The organism is Pedobacter yonginensis (assembly GCF_003173595.1).
GTDB classification, from domain to species: domain Bacteria; phylum Bacteroidota; class Bacteroidia; order Sphingobacteriales; family Sphingobacteriaceae; genus Pedobacter; species Pedobacter yonginense.
The window spans coordinates 21,191-47,713 of the sequence record NZ_QGNZ01000003.1; the positions used below are offsets into that span (position 1 = coordinate 21,191).

21 protein-coding genes are annotated in these 26,523 nt (G+C 37.7%); 6 read left to right on the forward strand and 15 right to left on the reverse strand.

The genetic code is table 11. The features are described from left to right. Nucleotides 1–600: 600 nt before the first annotated feature. From DHW03_RS11770 to DHW03_RS11790, 5 genes are all read right to left on the reverse strand, one after another. Complete coding sequence (locus DHW03_RS11770; RefSeq protein ID WP_109926055.1) at nucleotides 601–1,347, reverse strand: GDSL-type esterase/lipase family protein; 747 nt, start codon at nucleotides 1,345–1,347, stop codon at nucleotides 601–603. 75 nt (nucleotides 1,348–1,422) lie between these two features. After that, nucleotides 1,423–4,116, reverse strand: a complete 2,694-nt coding sequence (locus DHW03_RS11775; protein WP_165825414.1) for an outer membrane beta-barrel protein — start codon at nucleotides 4,114–4,116, stop codon at nucleotides 1,423–1,425. Then, nucleotides 4,103–4,333, reverse strand: a complete 231-nt coding sequence (locus DHW03_RS11780) for a DUF1456 family protein (protein WP_109926057.1) — start codon at nucleotides 4,331–4,333, stop codon at nucleotides 4,103–4,105. Before DHW03_RS11780 ends, DHW03_RS11775 begins: the two co-directional genes overlap by 14 nt. Before the next feature lie 90 nt (nucleotides 4,334–4,423). Continuing rightward, complete coding sequence (locus DHW03_RS11785) at nucleotides 4,424–5,728, reverse strand: DEAD/DEAH box helicase (RefSeq protein WP_109926058.1); 1,305 nt, start codon at nucleotides 5,726–5,728, stop codon at nucleotides 4,424–4,426. A gap of 49 nt (nucleotides 5,729–5,777) precedes the next feature. Beyond that, the gene (locus tag DHW03_RS11790; RefSeq protein ID WP_109926059.1) at nucleotides 5,778–5,996 is read right to left on the reverse strand and encodes a hypothetical protein; all 219 of its coding nucleotides are present in this window, start codon (nucleotides 5,994–5,996) and stop codon (nucleotides 5,778–5,780) included. Between the two features lie 213 nt (nucleotides 5,997–6,209). Between DHW03_RS11790 and DHW03_RS11795 the strand changes: the two genes are divergently transcribed. The 3 genes from DHW03_RS11795 to DHW03_RS11805 are packed head-to-tail and all read left to right on the forward strand — an operon-like array spanning nucleotide 6,210 to nucleotide 7,756. Then, nucleotides 6,210–6,683: a ribonuclease H-like YkuK family protein gene (locus DHW03_RS11795; protein ID WP_109926060.1), complete on the forward strand. Its 474-nt coding sequence runs from the start codon at nucleotides 6,210–6,212 to the stop codon at nucleotides 6,681–6,683. A 49-nt stretch (nucleotides 6,684–6,732) separates the two neighbouring features. Continuing rightward, on the forward strand, nucleotides 6,733–7,257 hold the full coding sequence (locus DHW03_RS11800) for a TlpA family protein disulfide reductase (RefSeq protein WP_109926061.1): 525 nt from the start codon (nucleotides 6,733–6,735) through the stop codon (nucleotides 7,255–7,257). Between the two features lie 31 nt (nucleotides 7,258–7,288). After that, nucleotides 7,289–7,756: an SRPBCC family protein gene (locus DHW03_RS11805; RefSeq protein ID WP_109926062.1), complete on the forward strand. Its 468-nt coding sequence runs from the start codon at nucleotides 7,289–7,291 to the stop codon at nucleotides 7,754–7,756. Between the two features lie 34 nt (nucleotides 7,757–7,790). Here the strand turns inward: DHW03_RS11805 and DHW03_RS11810 are convergent, their stop codons facing one another. The 5 genes from DHW03_RS11810 to DHW03_RS11830 all read right to left on the reverse strand — a co-directional run bounded on the left by DHW03_RS11810 (nucleotide 7,791) and on the right by DHW03_RS11830 (nucleotide 15,188). Further along, the gene (locus tag DHW03_RS11810) at nucleotides 7,791–8,372 is read right to left on the reverse strand and encodes a DUF4468 domain-containing protein (RefSeq protein WP_165825415.1); all 582 of its coding nucleotides are present in this window, start codon (nucleotides 8,370–8,372) and stop codon (nucleotides 7,791–7,793) included. Nucleotides 8,373–8,494: 122 nt separating this feature from the next. Next, entirely contained in the window at nucleotides 8,495–9,514 is a 1,020-nt protein-coding gene (locus DHW03_RS11815) for a porin (RefSeq protein ID WP_109926064.1), read from the reverse strand. Between the two features lie 31 nt (nucleotides 9,515–9,545). Further along, nucleotides 9,546–10,940, reverse strand: a complete 1,395-nt coding sequence (locus DHW03_RS11820) for an ammonium transporter (protein WP_109926065.1) — start codon at nucleotides 10,938–10,940, stop codon at nucleotides 9,546–9,548. Between the two features lie 346 nt (nucleotides 10,941–11,286). Continuing rightward, on the reverse strand, nucleotides 11,287–12,234 hold the full coding sequence (locus DHW03_RS11825) for a TIGR01212 family radical SAM protein (protein ID WP_109926066.1): 948 nt from the start codon (nucleotides 12,232–12,234) through the stop codon (nucleotides 11,287–11,289). A gap of 1,517 nt (nucleotides 12,235–13,751) precedes the next feature. Next, nucleotides 13,752–15,188 (reverse strand): APC family permease, encoded by a 1,437-nt coding sequence (locus DHW03_RS11830; RefSeq protein ID WP_109926067.1) that lies wholly within the window; start codon nucleotides 15,186–15,188, stop codon nucleotides 13,752–13,754. Nucleotides 15,189–15,435: 247 nt separating this feature from the next. Between DHW03_RS11830 and DHW03_RS11835 the strand changes: the two genes are divergently transcribed. The 3 genes from DHW03_RS11835 to DHW03_RS11845 all read left to right on the forward strand — a co-directional run bounded on the left by DHW03_RS11835 (nucleotide 15,436) and on the right by DHW03_RS11845 (nucleotide 19,989). Then, nucleotides 15,436–17,682 (forward strand): sodium-translocating pyrophosphatase, encoded by a 2,247-nt coding sequence (locus DHW03_RS11835; RefSeq protein ID WP_109926611.1) that lies wholly within the window; start codon nucleotides 15,436–15,438, stop codon nucleotides 17,680–17,682. Between the two features lie 116 nt (nucleotides 17,683–17,798). Further along, complete coding sequence (locus tag DHW03_RS11840; protein ID WP_109926068.1) at nucleotides 17,799–19,319, forward strand: amino acid permease; 1,521 nt, start codon at nucleotides 17,799–17,801, stop codon at nucleotides 19,317–19,319. A 103-nt stretch (nucleotides 19,320–19,422) separates the two neighbouring features. Beyond that, nucleotides 19,423–19,989: a MarC family protein gene (locus tag DHW03_RS11845; RefSeq protein ID WP_109926069.1), complete on the forward strand. Its 567-nt coding sequence runs from the start codon at nucleotides 19,423–19,425 to the stop codon at nucleotides 19,987–19,989. 264 nt (nucleotides 19,990–20,253) lie between these two features. On the opposite strand, the gene DHW03_RS11850 is transcribed toward DHW03_RS11845, so the two are convergent. The 5 genes from DHW03_RS11850 to DHW03_RS11870 form a co-directional block, all read right to left on the reverse strand. Next, nucleotides 20,254–21,420: an RsmB/NOP family class I SAM-dependent RNA methyltransferase gene (locus tag DHW03_RS11850; RefSeq protein WP_109926070.1), complete on the reverse strand. Its 1,167-nt coding sequence runs from the start codon at nucleotides 21,418–21,420 to the stop codon at nucleotides 20,254–20,256. 33 nt (nucleotides 21,421–21,453) lie between these two features. Further along, the gene (locus DHW03_RS11855) at nucleotides 21,454–22,671 is read right to left on the reverse strand and encodes an ABC transporter substrate-binding protein (RefSeq protein ID WP_109926071.1); all 1,218 of its coding nucleotides are present in this window, start codon (nucleotides 22,669–22,671) and stop codon (nucleotides 21,454–21,456) included. 97 nt (nucleotides 22,672–22,768) lie between these two features. Further along, nucleotides 22,769–24,298 carry a glutamine-hydrolyzing GMP synthase gene (gene guaA / locus DHW03_RS11860; protein ID WP_109926072.1) on the reverse strand — a complete coding sequence of 510 codons (1,530 nt, stop codon included), beginning with the start codon at nucleotides 24,296–24,298 and terminating at the stop codon, nucleotides 22,769–22,771. Nucleotides 24,299–24,519: 221 nt separating this feature from the next. Beyond that, on the reverse strand, nucleotides 24,520–24,978 hold the full coding sequence (locus DHW03_RS11865; RefSeq protein WP_109926073.1) for a deoxycytidylate deaminase: 459 nt from the start codon (nucleotides 24,976–24,978) through the stop codon (nucleotides 24,520–24,522). 67 nt (nucleotides 24,979–25,045) lie between these two features. Beyond that, on the reverse strand, nucleotides 25,046–26,479 hold the full coding sequence (locus DHW03_RS11870; RefSeq protein ID WP_109926612.1) for an MFS transporter: 1,434 nt from the start codon (nucleotides 26,477–26,479) through the stop codon (nucleotides 25,046–25,048). Nucleotides 26,480–26,523 lie beyond the last annotated feature (44 nt).

Here is a 26,523-nt window from a genome sequence, read left to right on the forward strand (position 1 = left end):
TAGAAAATTGCAGTTGTTGTTATTGCAAGCCTGATAAAGGATTAAAAATCCTTGGCTCACAAGACGGAATCCCTGAATTAGATACGAAAAGCTAAGCTAAAATAATAGTTAAATTTTTATCTAAACAGTCGAAAATTGCAGTTGTTGTTATTGCAAGCCTGATAAAGGATTAAAAATCCTTGGCTCACAAGACGGGGTTGCATACCCCGACTAACAAAAGCTTGATAAAGGATTTTTAATTGCTGGTCGAGATTTGTAATCTCGTCCTATCAATCTGTGGATTTGTAATCCACTAAAAACCAGAAATCCCTGAATTAGATACGAAAAGCTAAGCTAAAATAATAGTTAAATTTTTATCTAAACAGTCGAAAATTGCAGTTGTTGTTATTGCAAGCCTGATAAAGGATTAAAAATCCTTGGCTCACAAGACGGACTTGCAAACCCCGACTAACAAAAGCTTGATCAAGGATTTTTAATTGCTGGTCGAGATTTGTAATCTCGTCCTATCAATCTGTGGATTTGTAATCCACTAAAAACCAGAAATCCCTAACTTAGAAAACGGGGCAAACCCCGACTAACCAAAAAAACGAGTAATAAATTTTAATGTCTGTTTTTAAGCGCTTTTTTAATTGCTACTTCAGTTACGGTTTCCATCAATTTATATCCTGCCAAGTTTGGATGAACGCCATCGGTAGTAAGTTCTGCACGTTGTCCGTTGCGGTCATCAACCAAAGGGCTAAAATAATCTACTACCGTGAGGTGTTCTTTTTTAGCATATTCAACAATTGCTTGGTTTAATGCAATAATTTTTCCAGCTGCATCTGTAATGCCTTTATTCCATGGATATTCGTAAACAGGTAAATACTTACATAAAATCACTTTGATGCGATGTTTTCTGGCCAGCTCTGACATAGATTTTATACAATCTAAAATGCTTTCATTCGTAACATGGCCAGTGTTCCCCGCAATATCATTACTTCCAGCCAAAATAATTACAGCTTTAGGTTTCAGATTAATAACATCCTGCCTAAATCTGATTAACAATTGTGGAGAAATTTGGCCAGAAATCCCACGATCAATGTAAGGGCGATTTGCAAAGAAACCAGGGTCTTTTTGTTTCCAAAACTCAATGATGGAACTTCCCAAGAAGACTACTCTTTTTTCACCCTTTTTTGGCTTTCCCAATTCCTCGTTTTCCTTTTTATACTTTGACAACATTGCCCAATCATCTGCAAAGTTTTCTTTAACTGGCGCATCATATTTTAGCTTTATCGAATCTGCAACGTTTTGTGCAGAAGCGTGTGTGCTTACAATAAAAATAAATAGGAGGATGATTTTGTATTTCATGGGATGGGCAAACAATTAATAAATTTATTCAGCACCTAATTTAAGCGATTTTATTGTGAGTTGCCGACTTTTCGATTAGAATGGATCCTGATTGGCCGATGGCCTCAGTCTGTTCGTAACCTTTCCGAATTGGTTGATGTTATAGCTCAAAGTACCCTGCACAAACCTGCTAATAAATCGAGTTCTATTTTCATTGATGGAGTTATTGATAATTGTTGATCTAAATAATGCCCCATTATTAAATAAATCATTGGCCTGTATTGCCAAATTTAATTGTTCAGACCTTAGGAAACTGGTGTTTAAACCTAAATTAACCAATAAGGGATTTCCCGAATATATATTATAACCGAGATTTAAGCTTTTGGAAACTGTTGTGTTCAGTCGTAAACGTCTGATTAAGCTACAGGAAGCACCTCCATTTAACGCCAAAATTTGAATGTTCTTTACGTTTTGATTGGCAACAGAATAGGTATTAGAACTAAAACTATGAGCTGTGCTCAGGTTGAAGGCATATTTTTTCTCACTTAAACTTACACGAAAAGTATTTGATAGGTTAATTCCACTACTCCCATTCAATACGTTATCCGTATAAAAAACATTATGACTATAGGCTACATTTCCCATATAAGATACCGACAATTTATTGGAGAGTAGCTTTTTATCAATAGAATAATTGGCACCTATATTATAAATTCCATTAACATTTTCGTATGTGGTTTGCTGTTTTAAGGTGTTTAATGTATCTCTTAAAAAAACAGTATTACTCACTGCGCTGTTGAAAGAGAAATTTCCACTTAAGCCCAACATGATGCTCAATCCCGATTTTTGTCCGAATTGATTATAGTTTAGATTTGCGGAATGGGTTGAACTGGCCTTTAAATTTGGATTCCCGATAATGATGTTTTGTACATCGTTACTGTTTCTTACCGGCTGTATTTTATTAAAATCGGGAGAAGTAGTGTAGCCATTGTAACCAAAATTTAGGGTTTTATTATTTTTAATTTGATAACTGAGATTAGCAGAGGGTGAAAAATTTAGCTGATAATTTCTTAAGCTTTCGCCGGTGGTTCTATATTCACCAATAATAATACTTGGCGAAAAATTAACACCAAAACTGTAGCTAAGCCTTTTCTTGTCTGCATTAAAGCCCAAACTAATGTTTTGGTTGATAAAATTCGACACATAGTTTTGACTCAGTGAATCGACAATAAAGCCATTTCCCATTTGATCTTCGACACGGGTGCTTTGCAAGTTCTTGCTTCTGCTCAATGAAATGCCATAACTCATACTTATAAAACTATAGCCACTACTATCGTTTTGCTTTTTTAAAGAATTGGCGAATTGAATATTACCACCTACATTTAAATTTGAGGTGTTATTTGATACGAGTCTATTCAGTAAAGAATCTTTTACCAAAATATTGGTGGTTGCATTATAGTACTTTATAATATCATTGATACTACTGTTCGTTTGCCCACCATTAGCACCGAAGTTGAAGCTGACCGACAATGATTTACGGTTGTTATCCATTTTTCGGGCCCAATTGATGTTTCCATTTACATTAGGGTTGTTATTTTTAACTTCCGCATTTGTGAGTAAATCTTGCTTAATGAAGCCAGTTTTATTTGAGCTAGATAATGAATTGTTTCTATTGGCTCCAAATGAGCCAGAAATGGATGCGTTTACAAAATTTTTCTTTGTGGCACCATTTAAGCCGAAGTTAATTCTATTGCTAAAAGATTTACTGTCATTTGCATTTTCCCTTAAGTCAAAGATGGTGCCCTGTGGATTAAAAGTTTCGGTGTAATTGCTGACAATGGATTTATTGGAGTTGTTGGTTAAACTATAGCCACCTGTAATGTTCAGGTTTTTATTGAGTTTATCTCTTATATTGCCATTCAAGCTCATGTTATCCAATTTGGAGAAAGCATTATTGGTGATCCCATAGTTAGCGCCAAAACCAATTTGCTTACTTTTTGCCCAGGTGTTCCCATTTACAGCCAAACTATGTGCATTGCTTGTTGCAGATGTTGCGTCAGCATTACCAAATATTCCACTTCCCAAGCCTGGTTTGGTTACCAAATTGAGCATTTTCTGTGGTTCACCAGTTTTTATCCCTGTAAAGTTAGCCTCATCACCATAATCATCAATAACTTGCAGTTTATCAACAATTTCTGCGGGTAACTGCTTCATGTAATCTTTTAAATCACTGGTAAAAAAATCTTCTCCATTAACCCTAATCTTGGTCATTTTTTTGCCCATTGCTTTAACCGTACCGTTTTCGTCAACCTCTATGCCTTGTAGTTGTTTTAGCAAATCTTCTACCTTATCATTATGCCTAATGTTATAAGCCTTAGCATTATATTCAACTGTATCTTTTTTGATTTTGATTGGATTTGCCTTTACTTTGATCTCAACATCATCCAAAAAAATACCTTCATTTTTGAGCACAATGGCAGCTAGGGTAGTTTCTTTCGTTTTCGAATCTACCTCATGCATAGAGTTATATCGCTTATAGCCTAAAGCAAAGGCAACGATGTTAAATTTATTGTCGCTTACGTTTGGGAAAGAGAAATTCCCACTAAGATCCGTAGTGGATCGAAGTGTGTCCTTTTTGGTAATTAAACGAATACTTGCACCCTCAATCGGATTCTTCAGTGAGTCGGTTACCATACCAATAACCTTAAACTGAACCTGAGAGAATGAACTAAAGGCGGTAACGGTCAGTACAAAAATTAATAAAATAACACGTTTACTATTTTTTTTCATCCCTCGGACCTCTTTTATAAATGACCAAGCCATTTAAAAAATTACGAAGAATTTGATCTCCGCAGGGTTTAAAATTCTCATGGTCATCGTTTCTGAAAATATCACCCAATTCTGCCTTTGTTACTTTAAAGCCAACTAAATCACAAATGGTAATAATATCTTCTGTTTTTAAGGATAAGGCTACCCTCAATTTTTTTAAAATATCGTTATTGCTCATATTTAATTATCGTTTAATAAAATTAACGAAAGTCAAAGCTCGAAAGGCCCCGATTGAAGCCTAGCTGGCTCAACAATTCTATACGCCAAACTAGCTTGCTATTTCTAACTTTAGTTTCTTACCTTTTATTTTTTCTCCTTGTAAAATTTTAAGTAGCTTTTCTACTTTACTTCTTTTTACAGCCACATAGCTTGTGGTGTCTTTAACTTCAATTAACCCTAAATCGTCCTTTTGTAAATTGCCCTTTTGCAAAAACAAGCCAACGATGTCAATTTTATTGATTTTGTCTTTTTTACCGTGTGCCAAGTATAAAGTTTGCCAATCACTTTGTTCTGGCAGTGTATATTTATCAGATAAAACCTCTTCTTCTATGCTTTCTGGGAGGTATTTATAATGCTCTTCTTCGGTTAAAACGACATATGCGGTGCCTTTAGCGTGCATGCGTGCAGTTCTCCCGTTTCTGTGGATGTAGGCATCTTCAGTATAGGGCAATTGGTAGTGCACAATATGCTCTACTTCAGGTATATCCAAGCCGCGGGCGGCTAAATCTGTTGTAACTAAAATTTTATGGCTACCATTTCTAAATTTTAATAAAGATTTTTCTCGATCTATCTGCTCCATCCCACCGTGAAAAACATCATGTCCCAAACCATGTTCAAAAAGCAAATCGCTAATTCTATCGACGGTTTCTCTGTGGTTGCAGAAAACCAAAGTGTTTTGGCTACCTATTTTGCTTAATAATTTGAATAAAACTTCCAGTTTATCTGCAGCTGGCGCCATTACCTTTTTAAGCTTAAGGTCTGGTTTTGCCTGAATGTTATTAGAAAAATCTATAGATACAGGGTTGTTAATTTTAACGAAAGGCGGAATTTCTTCCATTTTGGTTGCCGATGTTAAAATTCTTTGTTTCAATGATCGTAGGGAACCAATGATGAATGACATATCTGCTTCGAAACCAAATTCAAGCGATTTATCAAACTCATCCAAAATTAAGGTTTCTACAAATGATTCGTCGAAGTTTTGATGGTCTAAATGGTAGGCAATTCTACCAGGCGTACCAATTAGTACCGCAGGTGGATGTGCTAAATTGTTTTTTTCAACTCGAACAGCGTGGCCACCGTAACAGCAGTTTACTTTAAAAGGTGTGCCCATTTGCTTAAAAACCTGCTCAATTTGCAGCGCCAATTCTCTTGATGGAACTAAAATAAGCGCTTGCACTCCCTTTACATCCGCCTTTAAACTACTAATTAAGGGCAATAAAAAGGCAAGGGTTTTTCCAGAACCTGTTGGGGCAATAAGCAAAACATCATTACCGGTTTTGGCCGATTTGATGGAAGCATGTTGCATTTCATTAAGTGCAGAAATGTTTAATCTTTTAAGCGCGTTCTCTACCATTGTGCCGCAAAGATAAGCATTTCTGCATTGGGCGCTTTTTAGATTAGGTTTAGTACTTTAAATATTTTTTACTAAATCGTTTAAGAGTAGAAAGATTCAATCTTTTTTCTAACAAAAAAAGCATCTTTCCTCTTTTTGATAAAGAAGATGTAATCTTTTCATTAACAGAATCAACAGATGATAAAAATTTGTCGGTTAATTCATCTGCAAACTTATTGGCTCTGCTTTGCTGTAATTGCTCAAACTCTTGGATTAATTCGATTCTCATAACTTTATCGGTTTAGTGATATACTAATTAACAACGACAAGAATATTTAAATGTTTCAAAAAACATCAAATCAATTCCGATTATTTTAACTAACTTGTTGATAACTAAGTTTTTGTTAGCAAATAAACAAATACACTTAACACGGATTTAATTTTTAGCGCTTATTTTTATAAAAACCTGATTACCATTTGTTAACCTCAAACAATATCGTGTATGACCTGGAAAAAATTTAGTGGTGAAATCGTCCAATCATCAATCTTAGAAGAAGTAGAACAAGCTATTATTAGAGAAACTGAAAATGGCTACAAACTAAAGGTCTGTATAGGTACAGATTCTCAAGTTAAAGGCGCAGTAACCGATTTCGCAACCGTTATCGTTTTGCTAAGAGAACATCATGGCGGCTTCATGTACATCCATCAAGAAAAAAGTTCGCAACAAGTAAGCATTAAAGAGCGAATGCTCTTGGAAGTGCAAAAGTCTATCGAAACGGCTTATTCTATTTGCGATTTGCTGGACATTTATGATGTTGCCTTGGAAGTTCATGCTGATATTAACACAAACCCCTCGTTTAAATCAAACAAAGCTTTAAACGATGCTATGGGCTATATTTTAAGCATGGGTTTTATTTTCAAAGCCAAGCCTGAAGCTTTTGCTAGCTCTACGTGTGCCGATAAAATGGTGCATTAGTTTCAAAACAAATTATTTAGGAGTATCTTTAATTCATAAATCATCATCTATGAAAAAGATACTCCTCACGCTGTTTATTTTAACGAATACCCTTGTGGCTTTTGCTCAAGCCGATCCGGATTCTTATGTTAAAGTTGGCGGTCCTGTCCCTCCGTTCAAATTCGAAATTGAAAAGGGAAAAACCGTAAATATAGCCGATTATAAGGGTAAAGTTGTTTTGATTAATCTATTTGCCACTTGGTGCCCACCCTGCAATGTAGAACTCCCGCTGGCTCAAAAGGAAATTTGGGATCAATACAAAGACAATAAAAATTTCGCTTTCTTTGTTTTCGGTCGTGAAGAAGGTTGGGAAAAACTGGTGCCTTACAAAGCGAAAAAAGGTTTTACTTTCCCAATTTTACCCGATGCCGACCGATCCATCTTTAGTAAGTTTGCCAAACAATCCATCCCGAGAAACATTTTGATTGATGAAAATGGAAAAATCATCTATCAATCAATGGGTTATGAAGAAAGCGAGTTTAAAACTTTAGTCAAAATTATTCAAGATAAATTATCTACATTATCCACAAAATAACTCAATTCCATTTATCCTTAAATAATCAAAATTGAAAACTTATAGAATAGAATTTACACAAAAAATACCTGTTGATTTAGATACCGCTTGGGATTTCTTTTCATCACCCCTTAATCTTTCAGAAATTACACCGAAAGACATGACTTTTGATGTAACAACCCCCAATCTGGAAGGCGCTAAAATGTATCCTGGCATGATTATCACCTATAAAGTTTCTCCCCTTTTGGGCATAAAACTGAACTGGATGACCGAAATTACCCACGTAAAAGAAAAGGAATACTTTATTGATGAGCAGCGCTTTGGCCCATTTGCCTTTTGGCATCACAATCATCATTTTGAAGCTGTAGAAGGAGGCGTTTTAATGCACGATATTTTGCATTATGGTATTGGATTTGGCCCTATCGGAGCGATTGCAAACAGCTTAATAGTGAGCAAAAAAATAAACGAAATTTTTAATTTTAGGTTTAAAAAGGTAGAAGAACTTTTTGGTAAGCTTTAAAATCAATTAACAAACTTATCGAATAGGAATGCATTTACCATTTTTTAGTTGAAATGGTTTCTGCTTTCTTTTTAGCTGTTTCAATTCTAGAGCTTGCTAAGAATTTCTTGAAATCCTCACCAAACTTGGTTGCTTTTACGGATACTCCACCCAAGATATCTTTCCATTGCCCTGCATTCAATTTACTCGGCGTTTTTTCTAAAGGCGTACCGATGTTGGTAGAAGCGACAAAATTTCCATACCGATCGCGTTGGTAAGGAATGTACTCAAAATCCGTAAGCCAAAACCTATATTTCTCTGATCTGAATTCAACTGTAAAATTATACTTTACCTCACCACTTGGATGACCCGCCACCAACAGCGTTTTATCGATAACTAGGGTTCCTTTAGCAAGAATTGATGTATCTGTTGATGATTCCAAATTCATGGATTTTTTATAATCCTGATGTATAAAATCTGCAGCCCGTTTAAGCAAGCTATCTTTGTTTATTGCTTTTACCTCAACAACCTCATAGTAAATATATTTGCCGCGATCATCCAAAGGAAGTTGCTTTTGCTGGGCCGAGAGCCTTGCAAAGGTGGTTAAGAGCATGATGAAGGTTAAATACTTTTTCATTCGTAGGAGTTTTCGGTAAGCCATAAATGTAGAAATTATTAGGGCAAAATATAAACAAAGCACATTAAAAAAGGCCGTCAGTTTTAGAAAGCTGACGGCCTTAAATCAAAATCAATTATTTTTTAGAAAGCGTAAACAGCAGCTAAAGAGAACTGACCTGCATTTGGAGCAGATAAGCTATTTTTATTAAAAAATGGTTTATCGCCATTGTGATCAAGTCTTACCTCAGGGATAAAAGTTAAACCACCAGATTTAACATTGGCCGTTAAGGTAACAGCGGTGTATTTTGTACCTGTAACGGGGCCAACATCTTTTGTTTTAAAGTATTCGCCTCTTAAACCTAGTGTTACTGCGCTTCCAACCGCATATTGAGGGTACAGAGCAACGCCAGCATAACCACCGCCATCATTATCAATATCATAATTGGCTGCATTTAAGCCCAATTTAAATTTTTCTGTAATCTGATAAGCAGTCGTTAAATCCTCGATGGTGCCATAACCACCGCCACCAGCGCCAGATAATACATTTAAATACGCCGTCCAACCTTCAACTGGAGCAATCATTAACTGACCACCCACACTTGATACGCCACGAGTTGCGCTGTACACATTCCAATCGTTAAACAAACCAGCCATTAAACTCACTTTATCAGAGAATTTGTATGTTGCTTTAATGCCTGCATTTTGGAATGGTCCATTGGTAAATAAATATGAAGTTGAATAGTTGAAATTTCCTACCGGAGAAATCACTTCATATCCAATAAAAGTACCCATATAACCTGCAGTCATTGCAAATTTGTCAGAAAAATCATAGTTAATGTATAAATTCTGAATGTGGAAAGATGATCCACCATTGGCGGCATCTGGAATGGATTGGCTTTGGCCTCTCGGACCGAAAGAAAGTTCGCCAACGAATGATGCTTTTCCGGTTTTTTTCTTCAATGCTAAATCAATCATTCCCAGTGAAACTGAATTGTGATCAGAGGCAAAAGAAGTTAAAATATTGTTTGGCTTTTTAGCAAAATCATATTTAAAGTAAGTATCAACCGAACCTGAAATTTCAAGTGGTGATGTTGGCGTCTCTTGAGCCAAGGCACACGTAGTGCTAGCTATAGCAAATATAGCGGTTAAAAGTTTCTTCATGTTTGAGCGGATTGGGGGTTTAGATAATATATTAAATCGTTTCTTGAACTGGACTATTTTTTTCGATGTAAATGGCTTTCTCTTCTACCAATAAAGTACCTTGAGAATATTTTTCATCATGTTGTGAAGCATCAAGACCTAATTCTTCTTCTTCATCTGAAACGCGGATTGGCTGAATTAAATTCACGAATTTGAAGATGATAAACGATACCACAAAGCTAAATACAACCACAAGTGCCACACCTTTTAATTGGGTAAAGAAAAATTCTGGGTTGCCATACAATAAACCATCTACACCCGCAGCATTAACGGTTTTGGTTGCAAAAACACCAGTTAAAATCATACCTACAATACCACCAACACCATGGCAAGGAAATACATCTAAAGTATCATCAATTGTCGTTTTAGATTTCGCATAAACCACCAAGTTAGATACGATGGCTGCAAATGCACCAATAAAAATACTTTGTGGAATAGCAACATAACCTGCGCCTGGTGTAATGGCAACAAGGCCAACTACAGCACCAATACAGAAACCTAATACCGAAGGCTTTTTACCGCGAAGTACATCAAAGAACATCCAAGATAAACCTGCAGCACCTGCAGCAACGTTTGTTGTAGCAAAAGCAGAAACCGCTAAAGAACCAGCGCCCAATGCAGAGCCTGCGTTAAAACCAAACCAGCCAAACCACAATAAACCTGTACCAATTAATACATATGGAATGTTTGCAGGTGGAATTTCTTTATGATCTAAGTGCGCTTTTCTACGTTTTAACACTAAAGCACCTGCTAACGCAGCCATACCTGCTGAAATATGAACAACTGTACCGCCGGCAAAATCAAACACACCCATTTTCATTAATAAACCATCAGGGCTCCAAGTCATGTGAGCCAATGGCGCATAAACCAATAGGCCGAAAAGCACCGTAAATAAAATATAAGATGTAAAACGAATACGTTCTGCAATCGCGCCAACAACTAAACCTGGTGTTATGATGGCAAACATCAATTGAAACAAGGCAAATAAAGTTAATGGAATGGTTGGTGCAAGGCTCCATGGTTCGCCAGAGTTTACATCCTTAAAGAAAAGGAATGTAGATGGATCGCCAATGAAACCACCAATATCTTTACCAAAAGCCAAACTGAAACCTACAACTACCCATAATACCGATACAACACCTGCTGCCACAACACTTTTAATCATGGTAGATAATACATTTTTTCTATGCACCATACCACCATAAAAGAATGCTAAGCCCGGAGTCATTAAAAATACCAATGCCGTTGCAACAAGAATCCAAGCAACATCTGCGGCATTATATTTTCCTACATCATAATTCGCTTTAGCGGGAATAAATATCGCAGCAATGGCTACAATAGAGAGCACCAGAAACGGCGCAGCTTGTTTAAAGGAAAATTTACTCATAGTTTTTAGTTTAATTTGTTTGTTTTAATAAAATAATCGATTTATATCCATTTAATTTTTATAAAAATACAACATATTGTAATTTTTACACCATATTTTGGAAATATTCAAACAAATTCATTGAATTTTTGCAAAACCAAGCAAAAAACAATTTAAAAAATGTAATTAATAAAAAAAATGAAGTCTAAATAAGCTCGTTTTTAACAAAAAGAAAATCCACTTTTAGTACCGAATTATGATATTTTATCAAAATATTATAACAATTTGGCTTTAAAACACATATAAAAAGAAAAAACCCACGAAATTTCGCAGGTTTTTTGAAAAACTTATCTAAAATAAAGCGCTTTTATTCAAAATATCGAGAACCTTGAACGACACCTCTTTTCTCTATTTCTTTATCAATATAAGTTTGAATTGCTGACTTATTCAGTCCCCAATTGGGGGCAATTAGCAAATCCCAATCCGAAATCCCGAACAAACGCTGGATAACGATGTCGGGTCGCAGTAAAGGAATCAACTCACAAAGTAAATCTGTGTATTCTTCCAAAGAAAATAACTTGAAAGGCTCCTTTTTGTATTTTGCGCCCATGATAGAACCCTCTACAATGTGAAGGTGATGAAACTTAACAAATTTTATCTGGGGGAATCGGTTAATTTCATGAATATAACCCAACATCATTTCTTTAGTTTCCCAAGGAAATCCGAAAATGGTGTGCACGCACAAATCCAACTTACTGTTTTCTAAAAGTTTTACTGCTTCTACAAATTCGCCATGGCTACATCCTCTATTAATTTGGTTTAGCGTTTCATCATATATAGATTCCATGCCCATTTCCAAATCCACATCAAAACGATCGGTATAACTTTCCAACAGGGCCACTTTCTCGGCATCTATGCAATCCGGACGGGTACCTACCGAAAAACCAACAACATCTTCGGTATTAATAGATAAAGCCTCATCATACATCATCTTTAAATAATGTACGGGTGCATAGGTGTTGGTGTTCGGCTGGAAATAAACAATAAACTTATCGGCTTTATAAAAATTCTTTCCCCGTTCCATGCCTTTTTCCAACTGTTCGCGAATGGTGGGCATTTTCCTGGAAATTTCTGGGGTAAAAGAATCTACATTGCAGTAGGTACAACCCCCATAGCCTTTACTCCCATCTCGATTGGGGCAAGTAAAGCCTCCATCAACAATTGTTTTAAAAACCCGCTGTCCGTTATATTTTTCACGCAAATGCGTTCCGTAATTTTTGTAGCCCTTAATGCCTAAATCTACCTGTGTTCCCATTAAACGCAAAAATACATAATTAGTAGCGAGTTCGGGCGAAGAAGTGTTAAGATTACAAAGCCTTAATATTTACTATTAAGGTTCTGTATTTTATTATATTTTCATTTATCATAAGCTGAGCCATGGTCACCTTGACTTTATTTCAGGGCCTTAGCTAGGTTTTTTTAAAGGTATTTTCGATACGCATAATGGAAAACCAATTTTAATGCCCATTAAGATGCTGAAATAAATTCAGCATGACGGATGGTTTCAAGGTATCGTCAACTTGAATTTATTTCAGGGCCTTAGCTAGCTTTTTTTAAAGGTATTTTCGATACGCATAATTTAAAACCAATTTTAATGCCCATTAAGATGCTGAAATAAATTCAGCATGACGGATTGTTTATTCAGCATGACGGATGGGTTTAAGGCATCGTCAAGAGAGTTTTCTAGCGCATGTTCATAATAATTTGGTAGGCAAAGTCAGCATTTCATTTTAGCGTTCATCCTGTCATTTGTCCATACCCTTGCAGGCCTAAGCCACTGGCTGCTATCCGCAATTCCGGGTTTAGCGATGGGCGGTTCTTGTAATTACTCGAGTACAATAAACCCGGGCGGCACGGAAATCCTTTTACCAAATCCCTTTTTCAGGGATTTGAGGTAAAAGATTGAAGTGAGCACGGGACTATCGTAGCCGAGTACCACTGCATTTGCTTTCCAATTTTAAATAAATTAATAACACCTTTTATTGATTTGGTAGGCAAAGTCAGCATTTCATCTTAGCGTTCATCCTGTCATTTGCTCATACCCTTGCTGGCCTAAGCCACTGGCTGCTATCCGCAATTCCGGGTTTAGCGATGGGCGGTTCTTGCAATTACCCGAGTACAATAAACCCGGGCGGCACGGAAATCCTTTTACCAAATCCCTTTTTCAGGGATTTGAGGTAAAAGATTGAAGTAAGCACGGGACTATCGTAGCCGAGTACCACTACATTTGCTTTCCGATTTTAAATAAATTAATAACACTTTTTATTGATTTGGTAGGCAAAGTCAGCATTTCATTTTAGCGTTCATCCTGTCATTTGCTCATACCCGTGCAGGCCTAAGCCACTGGCCGGTATCCGCAATGCCGGGTTTAGAGATGGGCGGTTCTTGCAATTACCCGAGTACAATAAACCCGGGCGGCACGGAAATCCTTTTACCAAATCCCTTTTTCAGGGATTTGAGGTAAAAGATTGAAGTAAGCACGGGACTATCGTAGCCGATTACCACTGCATTTGCTTTCCAATTTTAAATAAATTAACAACACCTTTTATTGATTTGGAAAGCAAGGCCAGCATTTCATTTTAGCATACATCCCGTGAATTGCCTACCGCAGGCAGGCGCCTATAGGCCTAAGCCAATCACCGGTATCCGCAATATCGGGTTTAGAGATTGGCGGTTCTTGCAATTACCCGAGTACAATAAACCCGGACCACAATTACCAAGCATTTGCTTTCCAATTAAAAACTGAATGAATTGCGATTTGAGAATATGCTCCTACGCCTGTTTACGATTGATGAAAAAATAGACAGGAACACCTATTAATACGATGATGAGCCCAGGCCAAGTATATTGTTGTTTGTAAATGAGCAGCAAAATACAAAATGCAGCGCCGATTAATAGGTAGATAATTGGCGTAAGGGGATATAACCAAGTTTTGTATGGACGTTCTAAACTCGGTTTCTTAATACGCAAATAAATTACCCCAAAAACGGTTATCATATAAAAGAGTACAATCACAAAAGAAATCATATCCAACAGGTTACCATATTGGCCACTTAAACATAAAACCGATGCCCAAATGCCTTGCATCCATAGTGATTTTTCGGGCACTCCGTTTTTATTGTTCTGAAGCGCGGCTTTAAAAAACATTCCATCTTGCGCCATCGTTTGGAAAACCCTTGCACCCGCAAGTACAATACCGTTTACGCAACCAAAAGTGGAAATCATTACCAATATGGCCATCACGATTGTGCCAATGCCACTGCCGAAAATTTGCTCGGATGCCCCAACAGCAACGCGATCGTTAACAGCGAATGCAATACTATCTCTATTTAAGGTATTGAGGTAAATAAAATTAACCAGTAAATAGAGTACCATTACAGCCGAAGTACCTAAAACCATCGATCGTACCACATTCTTTTTGGGGTTTTCGATTTCGCCAGAAACGAAAGTTACGTTTTCCCAAGCGACGCTAGAAAACACAGAACCCACCATTGCAGCAGCTATACCACCCATTATGGCCATGCCAGATATAGATTCCCATCCAGATTTCAGGAAATTTCCACTAACATCGGTTTTGAGGTTGTTAAATGCGCTCCATTTGAACTGCATGTTATCTGCCCAAAAATTATTCTTCACCAACAGAAAACCCAAAAGGATTAAGCCGATTAGCGCTACAATTTTAGAACCTGTAAAAATATTCTGCAAAATTTTACCGCTTTCTACACCTTTAGTATTGATGTAGGTTAAAAGCAAAATGACAAAAATGGCTAAAATCTGAATCCATGTAATTTTATAACCGCCGCTTTGAAAAATCGGGGCGGCATCGTTCAAAGCAGGTATTAAATAGGCTGTAAACTTACCAAAGGCAACGGCCACGGCTGCAATGGTACCAGTTTGTATTACGGTAAAAAGCCCCCAACCATACAAGAAACCCATCATTTTGCCAAAAATTTCTTTTAAATAAGTGTATTGACCACCAGCTTTAGGAAACATGGAAGAAAGTTCCCCGTAAGAAATGGCGGCGGCAACGGTCATTACACCAGTGATGAGCCAAACCACAATTAACCAATAACCAGAGCCTAAATTCCTCATAATGTCGGCGCTTACGATAAAAATACCGCTCCCAATCATCGAGCCCATTACCAGCATTATAGCATCAAAAAGACCTAATTTTCTCTTGGGAGATCCTTGTTCCTGCAGTTTTTCCATTTTATCGTTTTGTTTGGTTTATGTAGTTTGTGGCTAATTTATCTAAAAAAAATAAATAGGCAGGTGTTGGAATGTATTATTTTAATTGAATAAAAAATATTCTCTTGGGTTGTTAATTATTTAACCTCAAGGAAATAAAATTATTATATTGCTTAACGAATAACCAAATTATAATTTCAAATCACCTAACATCTCGGTTCCTGTTTTAGGAAGGGATGAATTAATGAACCATAACCAAATATTAACTATGAATTTTTTACAAGACAATTTACTTTATTGTATTCCCGCACTTGGCCTGATCGGGATTATTGTGATGATGTTTAAAAGCGCCTGGGTAAACAAACAGGATGCTGGCGACAAGAACATGCAGGAACTCGCAGGCTATATTGCCGATGGAGCTATGGCTTTTTTGAAAGCCGAATGGAGAGTGCTAAGTATTTTTGCAGTTTTTACGGCTGCTTTGCTTGCCTATTCGGGCACCATTACTGAAATTAAAGGCGTGCCCATGCATTCGAGCTGGATTATTTCCATCTCCTTTATTATTGGTGCAGTATTTTCGGCTACGGCTGGATACATCGGTATGAAATCTGCAACAAAAGCCAACGTTAGAACCACACAGGCCGCAAGAACAAGCTTAAAACAAGCCTTGAAGGTTTCGTTTACAGGCGGTACCGTAATGGGCTTGGGTGTTGCTGGCTTAGCCATTTTAGGTTTAGGCGGATTGTTTATCGTTTTTTTACAACTTTTCCATGTAACGCATGTAGATAGCACCGAAATGAGAACAGCCATTGAGGTGCTTACAGGTTTTTCTTTGGGGGCAGAATCTATTGCCTTATTTGCGCGTGTTGGTGGAGGTATTTATACCAAAGCGGCAGATGTTGGCGCAGATTTGGTAGGTAAGGTTGAGGCTGGAATTCCAGAAGATGATGTGCGTAACCCTGCAACAATTGCCGATAATGTGGGCGACAATGTGGGGGATGTTGCAGGTATGGGTGCCGATTTATTTGGATCGTACGTAGCAACAATATTAGCCACCATGGTTTTAGGACAAGAAATTACGGTTGTAGATAAGTTTGGTGGCATGTCTCCTATCCTATTGCCTATGGTAATTTGTGGTTTAGGCATTATTTTTTCAATAATTGGAACTTGGTTTGTAACCATTAAGGATGAAAAGTCGAATGTTCAAAATGCTTTGAATCTGGGCAATTGGTCATCCATTTTAATTACTGCGGTTGCTTCTTTCTTTATTGTGAAGTGGATGTTACCAGAAACATTGAATTTGCGTGGATACGAGTTTTCGAGCATTAATGTGTTTTATGCCATACTTGTTGGTTTGGTTGTAGGCACCATTATGAGTGTTGTAACCGAGTATTTCACAGCAATGGGTAAAGGACCGGTAAATTCGATCATTCAGCAATCTTCAACCGGCCATGCGACGAACATTATTGCAGGTTTATCTGTCGGAATGAAATCGACCGTGATTCCAATTTTAGTTTTGGCTGGTGGGATTATGGCTTCTTACCATTTTGCTGGATTGTATGGGGTTGCCATTGCCGCTGCTGGGATGATGGCTACAACGGCTATGCAATTGGCCATTGATGCTTTTGGGCCGATTGCCGATAATGCAGGTGGGATAGCGGAAATGAGTCAGTTGCCACCAGAAGTGCGTGAGCGTACCGATAATTTAGATGCGGTTGGAAATACTACGGCGGCTACGGGTAAAGGATTTGCAATTGCTTCTGCGGCTTTAACCTCTTTGGCCTTATTCGCTGCCTTTGTCGGTATTGCAGGCATTACGGCTATTGATATTTATAAAGCACCAGTTTTGGCTGGTTTGTTTGTTGGCGGTATGATTCCGTTCATCTTTTCTGCTCTTTGTATTCAAGCGGTGGGTAAAGCTGCAATGGATATGGTGCAGGAGGTGCGCCGCCAGTTCCGTGAAATACCTGGAATTATGGAATATAAAGCTAAACCAGAGTATGAGAAATGCGTGGCGATTTCCACCAAAGCATCTATTCGCGAAATGATGATGCCAGGTGCAATTGCTTTAATTACACCGATTATTATTGGTTTTACTTTTGGTCCTGAAGTTTTAGGCGGATTGTTGGCTGGTGTAACCGTTACAGGTGTATTGATGGGAATCTTTCAGAGCAATGCCGGTGGTGCCTGGGATAATGCTAAAAAATCTTTCGAGCAAGGCGTAATGATTAATGGTGAAATGTTTTACAAAAAATCTGAACCGCATAAAGCTTCCGTAACGGGAGATACGGTTGGAGATCCTTTTAAAGACACCTCAGGCCCTTCCATGAACATTTTGATCAAGTTAATGTCGATTGTTTCATTAGTTATTGCGCCATACATTGCAGTTAAGGCTGTAGCGTCAGATCGTAAGCTAGAAGTTCGGAAAGAAATCAGGATTGAACAAAAAATGGACAGTTTGGGCAATGCAATTGTGGATACTTTAATCAATACCACTGACACTTTAACAAATTAGTTGTAAAAACATAGATATAATACGAGTAAAAGGGATTTTTTAACCAAAATCCCTTTTTCTTTTCCGTAATTTTTATTTAGGTTTGGAACTGAATTAATCTAAACAAAAACTATAATATGGGTTTATTTACTAAAAAGCCAATGCATCTACTGCTTGAGGAAGCGGGAGATTCTGCAAAAGGCTTAAAGCGCACACTTAGCGCAGGCGCACTAGTCGCATTAGGTGTAGGCGCAATCATTGGTGCCGGACTATTTGTGCGTACTGCAGCAGCAGCTGCTCAGAATGCTGGGCCATCAGTTACAATCGGTTTTATAATTGCTGCAATTGGCTGTGCCTTAGCTGGATTATGTTATGCTGAATTATCTTCATCTATTCCAATTTCTGGTAGTGCTTATACTTATACCTATGCAACCATGGGTGAGTTAATGGCTTGGGTAATTGGTTGGGATTTAGTTTTAGAATACGCTGTGGGTGCTGCCACGGTGGGTATTGCATGGAGCGAATATTTGAATAAACTACTTGTAGAAGTATTGCACATGTCGCCCATACCCTATGAATGGTGCCACTCCCCTTTTCAGTCGCATCCGGATGGAACTGTGAACGGGATAATGAACTTACCTGCCCTATTTATTGTGGGAATATTAAGTTTGCTGCTCATTAAAGGAACATCAGAATCTGCTTTTGTAAATGGCGTTATCGTAATTACTAAAGTTGCCATTGTAATTTTAATTATTGTTTTAGGTTGGGGTTTCATTAATGAAGCCAATCACCATCCATATATTCCACCAGCAACAACTTATGTAGATCATGCTGGAATTAGCCATAGTTTTGGTGGTTTCTGGGGTGTTGTCGGGGCAGCGGGAACGGTTTTCTTTGCTTTTATTGGTTTTGATGCCGTAAGTACAGCAGCGCAAGAAACTAAAAATCCAAAAACTGCAATGCCAATTGGTATTTTAGGTTCACTAGCGGTTTGTACCATTCTTTATATCCTTTTCGCTCACGTTTTAACAGGTATTGCTCCAGTAGAATTCTTTAGAACTAAAGGTGGCGAAGCTTCTGTTGTAGCTGCAATTAGCGAATACATGACGGGTTACTCTTGGTTAGCTAAATTGGTTACCGTTGCAATTTTAGCAGGTTTTTCTTCTGTTATTTTAGTGATGCTTTTAGGCCAAAGCCGTGTATTTTATTCGATGAGTAAAGATGGTTTATTGCCTAAAATGTTCAGCGATTTACATCCAAAATTTAAAACGCCATATAAAGCGAACTTAGTTATTTTAGTAATTGTTGGTTTATTTGCAGCCTTCATTCCAGGCGACGTGGTTGGCGATATGACGAGTATTGGAACTTTATTCGCTTTCATGTTGGTATGTGTTGCGGTAATTATTCTGAGAAAAACAGATCCAGATCTTCCTCGTCAGTTCAGAACGCCATGGGTACCATTAATTCCAATTCTAGGTGTTCTAGCTTGCGGTTTAATGATTCTTGGACTTGGCTGGACAAATTGGTTAAGGTTGTTCGGTTGGTTAGCACTTGGTTTTATTATTTACTTCGGCTACAGCGCAAAACATTCTATCTTGCGCACCACCGGAAAAACGGTACCACCTCAAGATCCACCGAAACCAGACATCTTGGATTAACATTAAAATATTTTTAGCCCCGACCAAAATCGGGGCTTTTTTATGCTCAATAATTGCGCTAAGAATTTAATTGCTCTACATTTGTATATAAACCAAACGCTTTATGAAATTCAATGTAAGTCAGATCATCTCGACCACAATGGTACTTTTCGCCATAATTGATATTTTAGGTGCTATACCTGTAGTAATTGAACTTCGCCGAAAGGCTGGTCATATTCAATCGGAAAAGGCTTCGCTAGTGGCAACTGGATTAATGATCTTATTTCTTTTCTTAGGCGAATCCCTTTTGAAAGTAATTGGACTTGATGTAGAATCTTTCGCTATCGCTGGCTCATTTGTAATCTTTTTCATTGCCATGGAAATGGTTTTAGGTTTAACCATCTTCAAAGAAGAAGCTCCAGAAACCGTATCCATCGTGCCACTTGCATTTCCGCTAATTGCAGGTGCAGGAACTATGACAACGCTTTTATCTTTAAAAACAGAATACGATACGCAAAATATATTGGTGGGTATTTTATTGAATATGCTTTTTGTTTACTTCGTTCTGAAAAACACAAACCGTCTTGAAAAACTATTTGGCAAATCGGGCTTAAATATTCTACGCAAGGCTTTTGGCGTAATCTTACTGGCCATTGCCATTAAGTTGTTTAGAAACAACACAGGGCTTTAATTGGCAAATCATGTAAATTGGGAAAGAAGATCGCCCAGTAAAATGTTAGCATGTAACAAAAATTCCGTATATTCATCTAAATACAAAAGCTTAGCTCATGAATAGCTTTGAAGAATATACGCTTATTATTGGAGCAATAGCTGTTTTGATAGAAGCTATAAAATACATTAGAAAGAACCTCAAAACATGGTTCGAACACGGCTAATTTCGTGCAGTGCAAATTGATGCCTTAAACGCAGTCATGCTTGGTTTGCCTCCCCACCTTTAATCGAGCTTTTTAATTAGCCTTGCTACGAACATGGTATCGGCGTGATGTTCATACCCCTTAATCAATTCCATTTTTTCGAGCGTTAACGGTAGGGTGTTTAGCATATGCTCCACAACCTCTTCATTCTCCTGCGCAAATGCCGAACAGGTAATATAAATTAATGGTTTACCGGGCTTCAAGTACTTAACTACATTTTGAACGATGCTTTTTTGGAGGTTGGCAAAATAACTGATTTTGCGTTCCTCAAAAAAGCTTAGCATCTCAGGTGTACGTCCCCATGTACCAGAACCCGTGCAGGGTGCATCTAAAATGATTCCATCAAATGCGTAATGATGAAGAATTTGATCATTATTCTGTAGAAGATCCAATTCCTTCTTATGATATTTTTTTATACCTGCCAAACGGAAGCGTTCATCAAGATTGGTAAGCACACTTTCGCGAAGATCAGAAACTAAAAGTTCGATAACGGGCTCCAAACTGTGCAAGAGTAATGTTTTCCCGCCAGATGCGGCACAGCAGTCCCACCATTTATCCCATTTATTGGGCATAAAATATGTTCCAGTATGCTGGGAAGATAAATCCTGAACCTGATAAGAACCTTCTTTTAAAATAGTTTCTAATTTTGTTCCATTTGGTAAGGCCAAAGCGGTTGCTCCAATTTGCTTTACTTCAATACTGTTTCCCTCTAAGACAGATCCAATCCCCTCTATTTCATGTTCCTTTACCCGAATGAATAAATCTGGCTGCTTAAAAAACGAAGTATAAAAATCGATTTTACTTATTTTTTCAGACAAATGACTGTGAAAAGGAAAAACATCTTCCAAACTAAAATCGGGATAAGCTTCTTCAACCAATTTAAGTTTATCCTCAAGGGGCAGCAAAATATGTTCAACAAACTTGGGCAAATTCTTTTCCAATACTGGGCTTAGCGTATCATGGCAAAGAAAATCTGCTATGCTCAAGCGCTCTTCAATACTAAGTTTGGGTAAGGCTTTACCTAATCTATAGTAACTATAAATATGCCTCGTGGCCCATCTCCGATCGGATGAACCCATTTGTTTATTCTGTTTATAATAGGCAGGCAAAAACCGATGTAATGGTAAATTACCATCGTAACGATTTAAAATTTGTTCAAATGCTTTCAGTTGATGCTCTACTCTCATATCTCAGGATTAAAGAAAAAATAAATCGACGTACTATTCCACAACGTTTAGCGCAAAGTTCTTGTAACGCAACAACATTAGGCTGGTGTTAATGTAGCCCAATTTTTCATCGTGGATGAAAGAAAAGCTATTTTGTAAACCTTTATATTTCTCTTTTGTGATGTAGTTTAGATAATCTTCGCCGTAATTAGAAAGCAGCTTACCAAAATAATAACCCACATCGAAGCCTTTAAAAGCAAATTCCCCGGGCTCAAAACCATATTTGGCACGGTATTTCTTAATGAAGGATACAACAGCGGGAGTTCTATAATCAACTTTAAATGAAGAGCTTATAATAGTATTCATGCCCTGTAATTTGTCTGTCGGATAGTTTTGTTTAACCCAGTTGGGATGCCCGAACAAATTAATGTTGTAACCACCTGTTGGCAGATTTTTAAGCTTGTACAATTTATCTATGGTTGGAGATACAAAAGCCCGATCGGAAGAGGTAACGATTACCAAATACTGTTTTCCCTTTATCATCTTCGTTTCAAATGTAAATGCAGATGCATATTCCTGAACGACAAACTTTGTGGAGCTTTGATTTGAAAAATAATTTCGAATGGGTGCAGCAAACTGCTCATCTTCGGTTTTCTTTGGATTAATCAATACGATAATGGTATTGGTTGGGCTGTAATTTTTAGCAATGTAAGTAGCTATTTTTTTTCCATGTAAATCGATGTTGTTGACTACAGAAACCAGATTTGGATTGTCAAATTCGGAAGGATGAGACGCGGCTAATGGTGAAACAACCACCGCATTATTCAGTTTCGAATAGTTGGAAATGTATTTTACCCCCTCTGGAAATACTGGTCCAACAATTAAATTGCTTTTTCTAAATCGATCGTTACTATACAGTGAAGCGATATGCGCATTATCGTCTTGGGTATCGAAAACATTTAACTTAAAATTTAAGCCTGATGCAGCGACAGAATCTAATCCTAATTTGAAGCCTTGATAGAAATCAATTGGCATGGCATATTTTTCAACCTCTGCCTTTGTGGCTGTTTTCAGATTGATTTCGTTTAGCTTAAATGGAATAAGCAAAGAAATGTTGGCCTGACTAAACCTTTTTATTGGCTTTTTTTCGGCTGGTTTTTCTTTCTCAATAGGTTTTTCTTCTTCCCTCTTTACTGTTCTAACTTTTGGAGAACAAGCTGCCAAAACCAGAATAGCTAAAACGAAAAACCAAGCTGTATTTTTAAAACGCATACCATGTTATTTTAACAAAATATGCCAGTAAAGCCTTATCAACTTACTAGCATAATCTTTTTTATATTTAGGATTGTGATTTTAAATCACAATTAAATTATTCCCACTCAATTGTTGCGGGTGGTTTAGAGCTAATGTCGTAAACAACTCTATTAATGCCTTTAACTTTATTGATGATCTCATTTGATATTTTTGCCAAAACATCGTAAGGTAAGTGGCACCAATCGGCGGTCATTCCATCAACTGATTCTACTGCACGTAAACAGATTACATTTTCGTAGGTACGCTCATCGCCCATTACACCAACAGATTGAACAGGCAAAAAGATTGCTCCAGCTTGCCAAACTTTGTCGTATAAGCCTGCGGCTTTTAACTCATTAATGTAAATTGCATCAGCATGTTGCAAAATTTCCACTTTCTCTGCTGTTACGTCTCCTAAAATACGGATGGCTAAGCCTGGCCCAGGGAAAGGATGGCGACCTAAAATTACATCGTCAATTCCTAGGGCCTTACCTACTCTACGCACTTCATCTTTAAACAGAGTGTTTAATGGCTCCACAACTTTAAGTTTCATAAAATCTGGCAAACCGCCCACATTATGGTGAGATTTGATGGTAGCTGATGGTCCGTTTACAGAAATTGATTCGATTACATCAGGGTAAATGGTACCTTGACCCAACCAATTTACGCCGGTAACCTCATGCGCTGCATCGTCAAAAACCTCTATAAAAACACGTCCGATGGCTTTTCGTTTTAATTCGGGATCTTTTAATCCTGCCAATTGACTCAAGAATCGATCTTTTGCATCTATGCCCTTGATATTCAATCCCATGTGCTTGTATTGCTCTAGCACTTGGTTGTACTCATCTTTACGCAACAGTCCATTATCTACAAAAATACAATGTAAGTTTGTTCCGATTGCTTTATGCAATAAAACCGCCGCTACACTACTATCTACACCGCCTGATAAACCTAAAACAACTTTATCGTCACCTAGTTTTGCTTTTAACTCGGCAATTGTGGTTTCGATGAATGATGCAGGAGTCCAATCTTGACTACACCCACAAATATCAACCAAGAAATTTTCCAACAGAACCTTTCCGTCAATACTATGGGTAACCTCCGGGTGAAACTGAATGGCATAGGTATCAGAATCTTTAATATGATAGGCGGCAACCTTTACGCTTTCTGTACTCGCAATAAGCTCTGCGTTTTCAGGCATATCGGTAATGGTATCACCGTGGCTCATCCAAACTTGAGAATCGATATTGATGCCCTTGAAAAGTTTATTTTCTTGATTTACAAAATTTAGGTTGGCACGACCATATTCTCTTGTTGAAGAGGCCTGCACCTGCCCGCCAGATTGTTGTGCAATGTATTGTGCACCGTAACAAACGGCTAGTAATGGATATTTTAAATGGTATTGGCTTAAATCTATTTGTGGAGCATCTTCCTGACGTACAGAATACGGACTACCAGAGAAGATAATTCCTTTTACATCTGAAGTAATTTCAGGAAGATTGTTGAATGGATAAATTTCACAGTAAATATTTAATTCGCGTACTCTACGGGCAATGAGTTGTGTAAATTGCGAACCAAAATCGACGATAATGATTTTTTCTTGCATCCGCAAAGCTACCAATTTGATACGAGATTTGGGAGCTCAGTTTTCAGTTTTTTGTTCGCCACGGAAACACTGAATATCCGGAACAGATAAATTAAATTAACCGAACTTTCAATTGCCCTTTACGTGCCTTGTTCTTAGGTTGCTTAGGTGCTCTAAATTTTATTTTGTTGGCTAAAGCTATTTTTGTTTGTTGAGACAGCTTGCCTAGTTATTCAATAAGTTTAAGTTTCCATCAACGTCACTTCAACGCCAAATTTTCTCAGAAAATCTACACCTTCATCGCTCGGTAAACCTTTGTAAGCTGCATAAGATTTCGAATAATAAACCAGTTTTATGCCTGATGACAATATTAATCTGGCACAAGCTATACAGGGCGATAATGTGGTGTATAAGGTACATCCCTCTATTTTGGAGCCGTTTTTCGAAGCGTAAAGAATGGCATTTTCTTCTGCATGAAGCGCGAGTGAGCAACTTCCTTTGCTATCTCTAGCACAACCATGTTCGGGCCATTCCTCATCACAATTATGGGTTCCGGCAGGTGGGCCATTATATCCAATGGAAATAATTCTGGTATCTTTTGTTAAAACGGCACCCACATGCGCACGCACACAATGCGATCGTGCAGCTAAATCGGTTGCCAAATTCATAAATATGGTATCGAAACTTGGTTTATTCGTCATGCAAATAATTAAAAAAGCCACAGAAAGCGTCAAGCAATCTGTGGCTGTAAAATTAGTTTATTAAAAATTAATGCCCACCGGCAATTTTTTGGTCGAAATTAATGCCTTGAGATTTCAATATCCCGCTTACTTTCCAAGCATAGAACGCTAGGTAAGCGAAACAGATAATCCCAACGATATAGCTGTACTGAATACCTGTAAATTCGGATACGATTCCTTGTAACCAACTGATGATACCACCACCCATAATCATCATAATTAAGAAGCTACTACCTTGACTGGTATGTTTACCTAATCCACTTACTGCTAAAGTAAAAATACATGGCCAAAGGGTGCTACAGAATAATCCAACACTGGTGATTGCATAAACACTCACCATGCCTGTTGTAAACATTCCGATTAACAATGCAGTGATTCCGATAGCAGAGAAAATTAACAACATTCTGGCTGGATTCCCTTTACTTGCCATATCGGCAAAGATGAGTACTAAAATAATTAATCCGTAAACATAGAATGGAGCAAGATCATGCTTAGCTATTGCATTAACTGCCAAGAAGATACCAAATGCCAAATAAGGTGCAATAAACCTTAAAACTTTTTGGGTGCTCACGTTATCCGTAAATGCTTCAACAGCACCTGTCCAACGGCCAATCATCATACTTGCCCAATATAGAGAGATGTATGGTGCAATATCTTTAATGGCAAAGCCTAAATCTTTCTCCATGTATGCCGGTAAATTACTCGCGGTAGAAACCTCAACTCCAACATATACGAAGATTGCGATCATACCTAGTACCAACTGTGGGTATTTTAAGGCAGAACCTTTTTCGCCTAAATCATCAACTTTGGCTTCAACTAAAGCTGGTCTGTCTGGTAAAGAAGATAATTTTAGGAAAACAGCAACCGCGATGAAAGCTACGCCAAGAATCAAATAAGGAATTTTAACACTTTCAATACTAATATCTGTAGTTGCGCTGGCTGCTGAGCCAAAAATGGCGAAACTCACGACCAAGGGCCCGATGGTGGTACCAAAGTTATTAATTCCACCGGCTAAGGTTAAACGCTGAGAACCTGTTCTGATGGGGCCTAACGCAATGGCTAATGGGTTGGCAACGGTTTGCTGTAAAGAAAAGCCTAACGCAACGATAAATAAACCCGATAGCATTAATGGAAAGGAATGCAAATTGGCTGCTGGATAGAAAAGTAGAGTTCCAAGAGCTGAAATAACTAAACCAAGGGCTAAAGAGTTTTTATAACCCAGTTTGTTAACAATATCTTGTTTCATTAAAACCGATATACCATTATAAATCAATGCACCTACGGTATAGGCAATGTAAAATGCCAATGAAACCAATTGGCTCTCTGCTTGTGATAAGTCGAATGCCTTTCTAAATACAGGAATTAAGATGTCATTACTTGCGGCTACAAAGCCCCAAAAAAAGAATACGGTAACTAAGGGTATAAATTGCCCCCACTTGGTCTGTGCTTGTTCTGAACTCATTTTTAAATTTAGTTTAATGGGGTTAAACATAATTAAAAAAAATG